The sequence below is a fragment of the Nitrospirota bacterium genome (assembly GCA_016195565.1).
Classification (GTDB): Bacteria; Nitrospirota; Thermodesulfovibrionia; order Thermodesulfovibrionales; family UBA1546; genus UBA1546.
Genome location: JACPZK010000002.1, coordinates 19,023 through 31,843, shown reverse-complemented (window position 1 = coordinate 31,843; position 12,821 = coordinate 19,023). Strand labels below are relative to the sequence as shown.

General features: G+C 44.4%; 18 protein-coding genes. 11 read left to right on the top strand and 7 right to left on the bottom strand.

Annotation, left to right across the window (positions count from 1 at the left end; translation table 11 throughout):
• Nucleotides 1-20 precede the first annotated feature (20 nt).
• Nucleotides 21-1,226: a 6-phosphofructokinase gene (locus HY035_00225; GenBank protein ID MBI3376816.1), complete on the bottom strand. Its 1,206-nt coding sequence runs from the start codon at nucleotides 1,224-1,226 to the stop codon at nucleotides 21-23.
• A gap of 180 nt (nucleotides 1,227-1,406) precedes the next feature.
• On the opposite strand from HY035_00225, the gene HY035_00220 reads away from it, so the two are divergent.
• From HY035_00220 to HY035_00170, 11 genes are all read left to right on the top strand, one after another.
• A complete protein-coding gene (locus HY035_00220) occupies nucleotides 1,407-2,135 on the top strand; it encodes a DUF72 domain-containing protein (protein MBI3376815.1) in 729 nt (242 codons plus the stop codon).
• A gap of 123 nt (nucleotides 2,136-2,258) precedes the next feature.
• Complete coding sequence (recN, locus tag HY035_00215; GenBank protein MBI3376814.1) at nucleotides 2,259-3,902, top strand: DNA repair protein RecN; 1,644 nt, start codon at nucleotides 2,259-2,261, stop codon at nucleotides 3,900-3,902.
• Entirely contained in the window at nucleotides 3,899-4,159 is a 261-nt protein-coding gene (locus HY035_00210) for a ferredoxin family protein (GenBank protein MBI3376813.1), read from the top strand. The genes recN and HY035_00210 overlap by 4 nt, the downstream gene beginning before the upstream one ends.
• Before the next feature lie 119 nt (nucleotides 4,160-4,278).
• Nucleotides 4,279-4,557, top strand: coding sequence for an integration host factor subunit beta (locus HY035_00205; GenBank protein ID MBI3376812.1), 279 nt, complete (start codon nucleotides 4,279-4,281; stop codon nucleotides 4,555-4,557).
• Between the two features lie 300 nt (nucleotides 4,558-4,857).
• Nucleotides 4,858-5,262 (top strand): 30S ribosomal protein S6, encoded by a 405-nt coding sequence (rpsF, locus tag HY035_00200; GenBank protein MBI3376811.1) that lies wholly within the window; start codon nucleotides 4,858-4,860, stop codon nucleotides 5,260-5,262.
• Nucleotides 5,263-5,265: 3 nt separating this feature from the next.
• The gene (gene ssb / locus HY035_00195) at nucleotides 5,266-5,670 is read left to right on the top strand and encodes a single-stranded DNA-binding protein (protein ID MBI3376810.1); all 405 of its coding nucleotides are present in this window, start codon (nucleotides 5,266-5,268) and stop codon (nucleotides 5,668-5,670) included.
• 161 nt (nucleotides 5,671-5,831) lie between these two features.
• Nucleotides 5,832-6,041, top strand: coding sequence for a 30S ribosomal protein S18 (locus HY035_00190; GenBank protein MBI3376809.1), 210 nt, complete (start codon nucleotides 5,832-5,834; stop codon nucleotides 6,039-6,041).
• A gap of 3 nt (nucleotides 6,042-6,044) precedes the next feature.
• Nucleotides 6,045-6,326 (top strand): DUF507 family protein, encoded by a 282-nt coding sequence (locus HY035_00185; protein ID MBI3376808.1) that lies wholly within the window; start codon nucleotides 6,045-6,047, stop codon nucleotides 6,324-6,326.
• Nucleotides 6,323-6,607 (top strand): DUF507 family protein, encoded by a 285-nt coding sequence (locus HY035_00180; GenBank protein ID MBI3376807.1) that lies wholly within the window; start codon nucleotides 6,323-6,325, stop codon nucleotides 6,605-6,607. The genes HY035_00185 and HY035_00180 overlap by 4 nt, the downstream gene beginning before the upstream one ends.
• Entirely contained in the window at nucleotides 6,541-8,580 is a 2,040-nt protein-coding gene (locus tag HY035_00175; protein MBI3376806.1) for a GGDEF domain-containing protein, read from the top strand. Before HY035_00180 ends, HY035_00175 begins: the two co-directional genes overlap by 67 nt.
• A gap of 1 nt (nucleotide 8,581) precedes the next feature.
• Nucleotides 8,582-8,863: an HNH endonuclease gene (locus HY035_00170; protein ID MBI3376805.1), complete on the top strand. Its 282-nt coding sequence runs from the start codon at nucleotides 8,582-8,584 to the stop codon at nucleotides 8,861-8,863.
• An 88-nt stretch (nucleotides 8,864-8,951) separates the two neighbouring features.
• Here HY035_00170 and HY035_00165 read toward each other — a convergent pair whose 3' ends face one another.
• The 6 genes from HY035_00165 to HY035_00140 all read right to left on the bottom strand — a co-directional run bounded on the left by HY035_00165 (nucleotide 8,952) and on the right by HY035_00140 (nucleotide 12,813).
• Nucleotides 8,952-9,842 carry a hypothetical protein gene (locus HY035_00165; GenBank protein ID MBI3376804.1) on the bottom strand — a complete coding sequence of 297 codons (891 nt, stop codon included), beginning with the start codon at nucleotides 9,840-9,842 and terminating at the stop codon, nucleotides 8,952-8,954.
• 490 nt (nucleotides 9,843-10,332) lie between these two features.
• The gene (locus HY035_00160; GenBank protein MBI3376803.1) at nucleotides 10,333-10,665 is read right to left on the bottom strand and encodes a winged helix-turn-helix domain-containing protein; all 333 of its coding nucleotides are present in this window, start codon (nucleotides 10,663-10,665) and stop codon (nucleotides 10,333-10,335) included.
• A complete protein-coding gene (locus tag HY035_00155) occupies nucleotides 10,666-10,875 on the bottom strand; it encodes a hypothetical protein (protein ID MBI3376802.1) in 210 nt (69 codons plus the stop codon).
• Nucleotides 10,850-11,485 (bottom strand): TraR/DksA C4-type zinc finger protein, encoded by a 636-nt coding sequence (locus HY035_00150; protein ID MBI3376801.1) that lies wholly within the window; start codon nucleotides 11,483-11,485, stop codon nucleotides 10,850-10,852. The genes HY035_00155 and HY035_00150 overlap by 26 nt, the downstream gene beginning before the upstream one ends.
• 86 nt (nucleotides 11,486-11,571) lie before the next feature.
• Entirely contained in the window at nucleotides 11,572-12,228 is a 657-nt protein-coding gene (locus tag HY035_00145; GenBank protein MBI3376800.1) for a molecular chaperone TorD family protein, read from the bottom strand.
• Between the two features lie 9 nt (nucleotides 12,229-12,237).
• Nucleotides 12,238-12,813: a 4Fe-4S dicluster domain-containing protein gene (locus HY035_00140; protein MBI3376799.1), complete on the bottom strand. Its 576-nt coding sequence runs from the start codon at nucleotides 12,811-12,813 to the stop codon at nucleotides 12,238-12,240.
• Between the last annotated feature and the right edge of the window lie 8 nt (nucleotides 12,814-12,821).

The window sequence follows — 12,821 nt, the reverse complement described above, 5'->3', positions numbered from 1 at the left end:
GTGGGTCTCAAATTAATCAACTACAGATGTCTTTTTGGTATTCCTTTCACTTCCATAAGTTCGTACTCAAATTTCCGGGGCTTTCTTCCAAAGCAGGTGCCAAGGCTTTCAAACAGCGCTACTTCGCTGATATCCACTTCCCTTCTCTTTATAGCCTCTGATGTAGGGATATAAAATATCTTGCTGCCTTCCACATCAACCACTGTATTGCCTGTCTTGCCTTCAAGCAAAAGCAGGACTGACGCCGCCCCCGCCCTTTGTCCGAAATTAACGTCATAAGCAGACGACGGCCCGGAGCGCACCAGGTGTCCCGGTGTTACCTCTCTGACTTCAGGTATCTCATACACACCCGGCGCATACATCCCCGCTCTCTTCATAAACTCTTTTACGTCAGGGTCTGCCTTCAGCCTTTTTTCAAGCTGCTGTTTCACGTATTTCCCTGCTCCTGCAAGTTTCTTATGGCCGAATGCGTCAACCCCAGCTGATTCGTCATACAAAAGTTCGCCGCCCGCAGTTTTGATGCCCTCAGCTGCTACAATAATATATGTGCCTGCTTTAACATCGCTTCTTTCCACACGCGCAAAATATGTGGTCTTCATGTGGCTGTACACGACATCAAAATCAACCGGTATCTCAGGGAGAAGAATGCAGTCAGCCTCAGCGCCCACGCCCCCGCGCAGGGCAGGGTGTCCCACATATCTGCCAAAAACTTCCATCACAATAATCCGGTTGTGGCTCATCCCTGTTGTTTTTATGTCCCTTGTGAAAAGAGCAATCCTGTTTACCGCAGAATCTCCTCCGACACTGTAGGGCTGAAGGTCCAGGTCCATGGTCTTAGGCACATGAACGCACTGGATACCGTGAGAGGTAAGGTCAATAACAACGCTTCCGGTATCGTCGCCGCCGCTTATAATCAGGGCGTCTATTTTAAATTTTTTAAGCCCTGCCTTAATCCTGTCATAAGTATTTGGATCTTTTATCTTGCTTATCTTTACTCTTGAATGTCCTGCCTCGGAACCTGCAAGGGATGCCTCAATGCGGCTTACCCTCTCCGCATTCAGAACTACAACATTTTCAAGGTCCACGAGATTATAAAGTCCTGCATAACCGTTCGGGATTACTACTGTTTCAATTCCATGCGCGTATGCCTCCCGCGCAGCGCTCTTGATAACTGCATTTAAGCCTCCGCAGTCTCCGCCGCTTGTGATAATTCCGATTCTCTTTATGTCAGCCATAAAACCCTCCTGAATGTATTAATCAGTCATCTATTATAAAACCACTTCCATCTAATTTTCCATCAAAGTCTTCCCTACATAACCCTAAACCCCGTGCTGTTCCCTCTGTTTTGCACTCTCAAGCGAGTAAAAAACCTTTCAATACAGGGCAGTTATATGATACAATGTTTTATGCCTTGTGTGAAGATAGGATGCAGTGGTTTCCTGTACGATAACTGGCAGGGGACATTTTATCCTAATGAACTCTCCAGAAGACAGTGGCTTGAATACTATTGTAAAAAATTCGCAACTGTTGAGCTTGACGTCACTTTTCACAGTGTCCCCGATAAAGAGACATTTTCAAAGTGGTACAGCGAAACACCCAAAGACTTTATAATCTCGCTTAAGGGAAGCAGGTTTATAACCCATGTCAAAAAATTAAAATCTCCTGCCGAGCCTCTGGATGTATTCTTTTCAAGAATAACCGCCCTTAGAGAGAAACTCGGGGTTGTCCTGTGGCAGTTCCCCCCTGAATTTAAGGCGGATACCGGCAAACTGAAAGATTTTCTTGAGGTGCTAAGCCAATATAAAGTAAGAAACACCTTTGAATTCAGGGATAAGAGCTGGATAAATAAACAGGTTATATCGCTTCTCGTAAAAAACAATACTGCTCTGTGCATCGCTGACTGGCCTGATTTTTTATGCAGCGCGCCTGCTACCGCTGATTTCGTATATATCAGGAGGCACGGCGCTGACGGAGAATACGCCTCCGGCTATACGACTGAACAGCTTAGGGCAGATGCAAAGGCAATAAACAAATTCCTGAAAGACGGCAAAGACGTTTTCCTGTATTTCAATAATGAAGCCGGTGGTTATGCTCCGAAAAATGCAAGGGAGCTCAGAAATATTCTTAAAAAGTGAACGAAACCAGTAAAATGCGTCATGCTGAATTCATTTCAGCATCTAATAAAATCAATCCGCATTGAATTAGAATTATGAGACCCTGAAACGAGTTCAGGGTGACAAACATGGGTATTTGCAGAAATGCTTAAAGAACTCAGGATAAAAAATCTCGCTATAATTGATGACCTCAAAATAAGATTTGAAACCGGACTGAATGTCTTAACAGGAGAAACAGGCGCGGGAAAATCGATAATTGTTGACGCCCTCGGCCTTGCGCTTGGAGAAAGGGCTCAGACCGGGATGATTAAAAGCGGAAAAGATGAAGCGTCTGTTGAGGCGTTCTTTGACGTGTCAGGACATCCGATGCTTAGGGAAATGGGCATTATCTCCGAAGACGGGATTGTAATAAGGCGGAATATCTCATCTGCAGGGAAGAGCAGGGCCTATATAAACGATTCTCTTGTTAACATCCAGAGCCTGTCCGCTATAGGCAAAACCCTCGTTGACATGCACGGCCAGCATGAACACCAAAGCCTGCTTTCAACGGACAATCAGAGAACCCTTCTGGATTTTTACGGCAAACTCCATGACAAAAGGGCAGAGGTTGAGGCGATGTTCCATGAAGTTCAGTCACTAAAAAGAGAACTCGGCAAACTTAAGGAAAATGTGAAGGAACGAATGCAGAGGATTGACCTTCTGAGCTTCCAGATAAATGAAATAGACTCTGCTTCGCTAAAAAAAGGAGAAAAGGAAGCGCTGGAAGAAGAGAGGGTTATACTTTTCAACCTTAATAAGCTGAACGAACTTGTAGAAACAGCATATACAATGCTCTACGCATCGGAAGGTGCATGCACAGAAAAACTGGACTCTGTAATCTCAAAACTTCGTGAGATGGCTTCGATAGACCCGATCATTAATGAAACTCTGGGCCTTCTTGTGTCGGCAAAGCCTCTGCTTGAAGATGGGGCTCTATCATTGAGGGGGTTCAAGGAAAAATATGACCTTGACCCAAAGCGGCTTGAAACCATAGAGGAAAGGCTTGAAACCATAAAAAAACTTGAGAAAAAATACGGAGACGGCTCTGACTCAATAATCAGATATAGGGATGAGGCGGAAAAAGAACTCTCGACCTTAAAACATTCTGATGAGAAAATTGATATGCTTGAAAGCCAACTCGGAGAAAAAGAAGAAAAACTCCTGAGTGAAGCAACACATCTGTCAGAAAAAAGAAAACAGACAGCAAAAGACATAAGCAAAGCAGTAGAAAAGATACTGAAAGAGCTTGCATTTGAAAAGGCCGGATTCAGAGTTGACGTCAGGCCGTCTCCGCTGTCCTCTGCAGGTATTGATATAATTGAATTCCTTTTTTCAGCAAACCCCGGAGAGCCTCTTAAACCTCTGGCAAGGGTTGCATCAGGCGGAGAACTTTCAAGGATAATGCTTGCGCTAAAGAATATACTTGCTGATGTTGACAGCATCCCTGTGCTTATATTTGATGAGGTTGACGCCGGCATAGGAGGGAAAACAGCTGAAAGCGTAGGCATAAAATTAAAAAGGCTTTCAAAGGCTCATCAGGTTATATGTATAACTCACCTTCCTCAGATTGCATCAGCAGCGGATTTTCATATAATGACAGAAAAATCTCAGACAAAAGACAGCACTTCCGTAAAAATAAAGGAGCTCACTCCTGATGAACGCATGGCTGAGATAGCGCGCATGCTCAGCGGCAAGATAACTGATGTATCTTTAAAACACGCCAGCGAACTGCTTGAAAGGAGCGCATGAAAGGAAAAATCGTAATAGACAAACAATTGTGCAAAGGCTGCAAATACTGTGTGATGTCCTGTCCTAAAGGAGTTATAGCAATCGAAAGACAATTCAACAAAATGGGATATTTCACTGCTCATCCCGAACACATGGGAAAATGCACCGGATGCGCGTTATGCGCCCAGATGTGTCCTGAACTCGCGATAGAGGTATGGGCAGAAAACAATCCGCACTCGGGTGGACTCGCCGGGGAGAGCAGGAAGAAAAAGGCTTGATTTTATAACACCGGCCAATGTATTTTAAAAAGTAAAAATAAACGGCAAAATCAAAAATATAGAATTCGTTGATTTTAAATTTTTCATTTTAAATTTTGAATTTTCTTAGAGGAGGTATTATGACAAGATCACTTCTTGTAGACAAAGTATCTGAAAAAGTTGAAGGACTTACAAGGAAACAGACAGAGATAGTAATGGAAACGGTTTTTGACAGTATAAAAGAAGCGCTTCAGAGGGGAGAAAAGATAGAGATAAGGGGCTTCGGGAATTTTAGGCTGAAGACAAGGAACCCGAGAAAGGCAAGAAACCCCAAGACAGGCGAAAGCGTTGACGTGCCTGCCAAGAAGGTGCTCCACTTCAAGGTTGGGAAAGAACTCAGGGAACTCCTGAATTCATAAGGAGGCTGTGCCTGTCTTTCGGCAATATTAAACTACCGCTGTAACACTGCCGATGTTAGCACTATATATTAAAGTTTTTGCAAATTCCCATGCGGGGCTATCCGCTCCGAGAGACTTCAGCCCCTATTCTGACAGACCCGTGAATCTTGCCTTAATCCAGGCACAGCCTCCTTAAAGAGTAGATCGGGTTGATTTTATTTTGCCTTCTGTGGTATAAATAACAACTCCTTGCTCTTCCTTAGAGGACAGGGCTACAACCCCCGAGCTGCTCGGGGTGAAAATCCATAAGGAGGTGTTCTTATGAACATCTATGAAAACATCGTAATCCTAAATGCATCTCTCGGCGACGAAGAGATTGAGACAGCCTCAGGCAAGATAAAAGACCTCATAACAAATTCCGGCGGAGAGATCTTGAAGACTGACGTGTGGGGCAGAAGGAAACTCGCCTATGAAATTAAGAAGCAGAAAAAAGGCTTTTATCTTCTCCTTGTCTTTAAGTCGCCTTCAGCAGCAATAAAAAAGCTTGAAGACTATTATAAAGTCTTTGACCCTGTAGTGAAATACATGGTCATTAAACTGGAAAAGAAACAGGCAGAGGCGGCATTGAAGTCATCTTCTGCGGAAGCCGCCGCGTCCGCCGCGGCGGATGAAAAAACAGAGCAAAAAAACGTCGCCTCAGGCGACTCTCCGAGGAGAGAGGCCTAGCCCGTGTTTAATAAAATAATATTAATAGGAAATCTGACAAAAGACCCTGAACTCAGATATACGCCGCAGGGCACGGCAGTAGCTTCATTCAGAATCGCTGTCAATTCAAAAATAAAACAGCACGGCGAACTCAAAGACGAGACTCTTTTCATCGGTGTAGTTGTATTCGGCAAGCAGGCTGAAAGCGCGGGCCAGTACCTTAGCAAAGGCAGATCCGTGCTTGTTGAAGGCAGGCTGCAGGAGAGAAGCTGGGAAAAGGATGGGCAGAAGCATAGCAGGATGGAAGTCGTTGCAAGTTCAGTCAGATTTCTATCAAAGAAAACCGGCGGCGGGGAGGCAGGAGGAGAGTCCGCACCTCCCGAAGATGTTGCTCCGCCTGAAGAAACAACGGACTTAGAGCCGTTCTAAAATAGCATATATACACAGCGACAGAAGTCGTAATGAGTTTATCATTGTCCGGCTTGACCGGACAATCCAGTGTTTTCTGGATTCCCCGATCGAGTCGGGGAATGACGTTATTGATTTATGACGTTATGTATTGAAAGGAGAAAACATTGCAGCAGAGAAGAATGCAAAGGAAAAAATTCTGCAGGTTCTGTTCGGAAAAAGCAGAGTTCATAGACTACAAAGATATCAGGATTATGAGGTATTACCTCACAGACAAGGGTAAAATTCTTCCGCGGCGGATGACAGGGGCCTGCGCAAGACATCAGAGAAGCCTGACCGAGGCTATAAAGAGAGCCCGGAATATAGCGCTTCTTTCGTTCGTGGAAAAATAGGGCATGAGAATCCCCAAAACATGGGTGTCTCTGATAACTAAAAAAGTCGTAGACGGCATTATTTCAAAGCAGCTTATCACTCCGCGCATCCCGATAGAGCAGTTACTATCCAATACAGAGGAACTCATCATGGATGAACTCATGGCAGAGGACAGGCTTAACGATGAGGTAAGAGAAATGCTCAAAAAGCATAACTCGGAGATAGAGCGCGGCAAAGTTGACTATAGGAAACTCTTTGATTTGACCAAACAAAAGATCGTGAAAGAGAGAAATCTCATTCTATGATGCTTTCTGAGGAAAAGATAACACACCTCACACATGTGCTTCTTCAGGGGCTTATCAACAGGAATTTAATCGGCCTTAACGATGAGGAAGGGAAAATAAGGCGCGAGATTAAACGCATCATCGTTAATGAATTAAAGATAGGCGAAGATATAGATTCAGCTGTGAGAAAAAAACTGCAATCCTTTTCAAGAAAATTATCCGAGGGGAGTCCTGAGTGGGAAGTGTTATACAAAAAATTTTTCAGAGAAGAGGAGATAAAAAGGGGCAGGGCTTCTGGATAAAAAAGACTGTCCCCTTGCTTTGTCTTGTCTTAACATGGGCTGGCCTCCTGAGAGATTTCCCTGCAGCAAGGCCGGTCCTGTGGTTCTCGTTCAGCACAGCAACAGCCATCGCATATTCGATACTCCATTTCACATCTAAAAGAAAAAAAGCCTCTGTAGAGTTTCTTTTTTCCATAGCGCTCCTTTTTGCGGGCATAATCAATGCCCTGAACCTCATATGGCTAAAGCCGGTTTATTTCCCCCTTCTTATCTCTGCATCTGTTTTTTATAGCTGGCAGACTGTCGTGCCTCTGTCTTTTCTTGTCATACTTCTAAGGCTTAAGGCTTTATTCATGAATGAGACATTTGTTGCGGAAATTGCCTTTTCATCTTCACTTCTGCTTACAGCGGTCCTTTCCTCTGTAATATTTGACAGGTTCAGGAAGGGAAAAGGCAAAGATTATACTGCACTGAAAACCATTAGGCACGCTGCGGCGGCTATGCCTGAGACAAACACGGAAGCAATAGGCAACAATGAAGCTGTAGCAGACTATTTTACATCGATGCTCAAACCAGATGAAGAAATTAAAGAGCTTCTGCTCACGATAAAACAGGCGGTCTTTGCTGATTCCGTTAATCTTTTCACGCCATACCAGTCCGCCTCAGGCGGAGAATTTTCGCTGAGATGCTCAACTGAAGAAAAGGGCGACATAATTGTTACCGGCAAAGGCATCATCGCTGAATGTCTTAAAAACAAAAAAACTTTCTACTCCGGCGAAATAAACAAAAGCATCTCTGAAATCGGCTATATAAAAAATAAAAAGGTTTTATCCATCCTTGCTGCGCCTGTAAGGGACGGCTATGCACTACTAACAGGAGTCCTTACTGCTGACAGTTCCATTTACCACGCATTTAACGAACCAGTCAGGAATGCAGTGCAGATGTTTGCCGCTCACCTCGCCAGAATTATGGAGAGAGAAAGAATTTATCCAAAACTTAAACGCGACTACAACGGCTTAAAGATATTGAATGAGGAAAGCTCCAAACTTGTTTCATCGCTCAACTTAAACGTGATTGCTGAAAAACTCTGCGAAGGGGCAGAAAAGCTTGCGTCTCTGCATGCGTTTCTCTTTATTGCATCAGGCAAACAGTTTGAGTTAATACACCATACAGGCAGCATATCCGGGAACAAAACCAGCTTTGATCTGAAAGGCACATTCATTAACATTGCGGTTGAAAACAGACTTCCCATTTACATGGCTGACATGAAAGATTACCGCGCTTCAGTGCTGCCGTTCAGCGCAGAAAACATACGCTCCATTTTTGTCATACCCTTGATTTATGAAAGCAAACTGCTCGGGCTATTTGTAATGTCCTCCGAGAAAGCACATTTTCTTGATACATTCCAGACAGAACTGCTGAAAGTAATGTGCAATCAGGCGGCAACATCCATCGCAAACGCCAAATTGCATGCAGAGATAGAAAAACTGGCAACCACAGACGGCCTGACCGGGCTTTTCAATCACAGGGTTTTTCAGGAAAAACTCTCTGAAGAACTTAAAAAATTAAGCAGATACTCGGAACCCAGTTCTCTGCTTCTGGCAGACATTGACTTCTTTAAAAAAATAAACGACACCTACGGACATCCATCAGGAGATCTCGTGCTTAAAGAAGTCTCAAAGATTATAAGAGAAGCAATAAGGGACATAGACATACCCGCGCGGTACGGAGGAGAAGAATTTGCCGCAATACTGCCGCGAACAGACAGCAAAGGGGCAATGGACATAGCAGAGAGATTAAGGAAGGCTGTTATGGATGCATCTTTTTCTTCAGACACCTCATCACTCAGGGTCACGCTGAGTATCGGCATAGCCACCACCCCTTCGGACGCCAAAACCAAAGAAGAACTCATTGAGAAGGCTGATCAGGCGCTTTACTATGCAAAGCACAATGGAAGGAACCGGAGCGTGCTCTGGAGTGAAATCAAAAACTGAAATGGAGTTTTTTATTTCTTGCGTGACAGAGGAGGAGATTAAGAGGGAACGGGCAAAAGCCCGTGAACTCAGAAAATCCCAGTGGTGGAAAAGAAAATGTTCGGAAGGCAGATGTTATTACTGCAACAAAAAATTCAGCCCTAAAGAACTCACAATGGATCACATCGTCCCCATTATCCGCGGAGGAAAATCAACAAAGGGGAATATGGCCGCCTCCTGCAAGGAGTGTAACAGTAAAAAAAAGCACATGCTGCCTTCTGAACTCTTAACTCTCACTTCGTGAGAATTCAATATTCAAAACTCAAAATTCTTGAATCTTGAATCTTGAATCTTGAATTTTATTTTAGAACTCTTAACTCTTTCAAGAGCCGTCACTTCCCGAAAGGACACATAGGATAAGCGCATTTCTTGCAATTAAAGCATAACCCTCCATGTCCAAGCTCTGCCAGCTCTTTCCTGCCGATTATTTCTCCGGCAAGCGCCCGTGGGAGAATTAAATCAAAGATTGTAGTCTTATGATACATACCACAGGCAGGAATGCCGAGGATAGGAATTAGCGCAGTAGAGCAGTAGCGCAGTAGAGCAGTAGTATCTTCTTTTTTTATTCCCTGTTCTGCTGTTCTGCTGCTCTGCTGCGCTGCTGCTCTTTCAAGGTATGCTACTAAAAACATTGCGCCCGGAAGCACTGCAGAGCCATAGACCATAGCGCCGGCGCCGAGTTTCCTTATTGCAAATCTCGTTACATCATCAGGGTCCACAGACATGCCTCCTGTTGTGATGAGCAGTTCTGCGCCTGCTTCCACTAATTCCCTGAGCCTTGCCTCTATCAACGCTTCGTCATCAGGCGCATAATATATCCCCACAATCTCACAGCCATGTTCCTGTATCTTCTTTGTTATTACAGGCGCAAAGGCATCCTTTATCCTTCCGTAATAGACCTCATTGCCTGTAATGACCACGCCGACTTTCAGCTTTCTAATCTCTTTTACTTCAATGACACCAGATGCATGATGACCCCCCTTTAATTCCCCCCTTACCAAGGGGGGATTGTGGGGGGTGGTCTCCTGTATCCTGCATCCTGTCTCTTCGGCGACTCGCCTGAGGCGAGTATCCTGCATCCTGGCGCTATTCGCAATCCTCACCGCTTCCTCAACTACACTCTTTTTAACCACAAGCGGGATTGCCCTCGTTCCTCCGACAAGCTGTCCTTTTTTGACCACTGTATTGCTATGGAGCGTTGCACACATCACGTCCCCGAGCATATTAAACTGTGTGAGGGTATTTTTATCCACCTTTAAAAGCCCGTCTCTTTCAGCAATTATATTAATCTTGCCCTCCTTGGGTTCTCCCTCTATTGCCACTCCATTACCTATAAGAGCCTTCGCCAGAGCATAAGCCGCTTCATCTTCATGCATATCGTCAGGACAAACATTTAAAACAAACAGGTTATCCTTGCCGAGTTTCTGCAGATGGGTTATGTCTTTCTTTTTGATGACATGCCCTTTTTTAAAGGCCCTGCCCTTAAATTCATCCTTCTTTATCTCTGTAATGTCATGCGCCAGCACTGTTCCGACAGCTTCTGTCACAGGGATTGTTTTAACCCCTAACCTGTTCTTTGCATCAGTATCCTGAATATCACACATAGCACAGCCTCCTCTTGTTGTCATTCCGCACTTGATGCGGAATCCAGATGTTAGTTAAATGCCATTTCCTGCTGGATTCCCGTTTTCACGGGAATGACAAAATAGACAATTATTTCCCAAATATCCTACCGAATTTTTTATCAACCATTTCCCTTATTCCCTCTTCCATCTGTTCATATTTTTTCAAGAACTTTCTGGCGTCTTTTGTAAGTGTTGCGCCGCCGCCGTTTTTACCGCCAGCCTGCCTATCTACCAATTTTATGCCGAGCCTCTCCTCCATTGCCTTTATATAGCTCCACGCCTTCCTGTAAGAGATATTTATCTCTTTTGCCGCCTGATTTATAGAGCCGTATTTATCTATCGCGTGAAGCAGAAACCTCCTGCCCCTTCCAAAAACAGGCTCTCCATCAACCTCTATCCATAATTTTGATTTAATTTCCACTTAAAAATCCTCCCACATTGTCATTCCGAGCGCAGCGAGGAATCTCGTCTTTAGAGATTGATTCGCCCCGATTTTATCGGGACTCGCAATGACATCTCCGTTATGACTTTTATGCATAACGCATTGTAATAAAAAACCCTGCCTGTCTGTCAAGCCCTCTTTCAAAGGCTCAGCAGACACCTTATTATTTACCATGAGGCTTGTCTTCAATTGCGTAATACCCTCCTCCTGCGCACGGCCTGCATAATACCTTCCCGCTTTTATGCATCTCCCTCATATCCTGAACATATTCTCCGCACATATCACATGGAATCCTTTTCAGCGGCCTGCCCGGCAGGTCCTCAGGCTTTATCTCAACCTTGACGCTCATCGTTTCGAAAAGTTCCTTATCAGACATTATCTTGTAGGCCTCAAGCTGAGCCTTGTATTTATCCTGTATGTCAGGGAAATACTCTTTTGCCTTTTCCCTTGCTTCCTCTTTTGCCACAACTCTCACTGCCTTGCCTGTCTTGAGATTCAGGAATGTCGCAGCCATTTTCCCGTAGTCCATAAATTTCATTGACCTGTGCCCGAGGCTGCACCCTGTCACTGACTGAACTGCATCAGTAGCGCATCTGTCCATCTCAACAAACACGATAAGGCTTTTCCTGTCTTTGCCCTTCGGGTCTTCAATCCCTACCTCTCTGAGTCCGAGCATGGACATCTTCACTCCAAGCACCTGTCCCGGACAGAGATGTCCGTGGATTTTGACGGATTCATCAAGCAATTTGTCGAAATCAGAACAACCGCTGTCTATGTTTGCTTTTTTCACAGGCTTCATTTTGTGGATTTTATCCGCTCTGCTCTATAGAAAGCCCACAATACTATGTCCGTCTTACTGAAAAATGACATTGGCATGTGGTTTAGTTAATTCTTGCTTTCTGCAGTAAGTTCTAAATCTTTTGTTAAATCTTGGATCATACGTTTCGTTGCCGATGCCAGCATCTTGTAGAATGCCGTATCAGCCGCCTTTTCCATGTCCTCCGCAAATTGCGGCGCCCACTTCAAAATATGCTCAACAAGAAAGCGTTTTGCTAAATCTTCATAATAAGATATTTTTTCAGGATAATCATCCATATTTTCATACAAAACAGCTAAAAAATTTAGTTCAGCGCCAATATGGTCACACATTACATTCTGGTCATTAACAGCAAGTCCCATTTCAGCATAAAATGCGCGGACATCATCATGTGCGTCCTGCATCATCAGCTTTTTAGGGGATGTATAGACTGACTCCCACGGCGGGCAGGGAAGCTTATACGGACCGATAAAAAGCCTCGTGTATTCCCAGAGCAAATCTTCAAGCTCTTTTTTTGAGCGAAGGTCTATTTCATTAACGGCATTTTTAAATTCCGCCAAAAAACAGGGAGTATCTTCAGAGAGCAATTTCTTCCAGTTCTCCAGTGCCTCTTTAGATGGCTTGCATAAATACATGCTGCCCAATAAACTCAATGTTCTTGATAAATCCAGCGTCATGATATTCATCATTTTTAGATGGTGGAGCGGGGTTTCCCGCTCCACCATAAACTCCCTTTACTTGTTTTCAGAGAACTTAACTGACGGTATTGTCAATTTAGGGTCAGCAAACCCCGGCAATTTGTCCTTAAGAGGTCTCTTGTAGACATCCGGACATGCCTTCCCTGATTCAATGTCTGACATCTTACCGTGCCACAGGGCATAACCGGGGCACGTCCTCACGCACGCAGGAGGAAGACCTTCTTTAAGCCTGTGATAGCACAAACTGCATTTATCAACCTTTTTCTTTTTCTCATCAAACTGAGGCGCTCCATAAGGACATGCAGCCATGCATTTCTTGCAGCCGATACATTTCCCCTGATTGTGCAGTACAGCGCCAAACTCAGACTCTTTTGTGTACGCTCCAACAGGACATGCCTTCAAGCATGCAGGCTCCTCGCAATGGTTACATGCTGAAGAGATATATCTGACCTTTACATTCGGATATTTCCCTTCCTCCTTGATTATGACCCTTCTGCGCCTTACCCCTATGGGCAGATCGAATTCCTGCTTGCAGCCGGCCTCACAGGCCCTGCATGCAATACAGTTATTCTCATTGTAATACCAGCCTATCTGATTAGAATTCTTAGCCATTTATATCA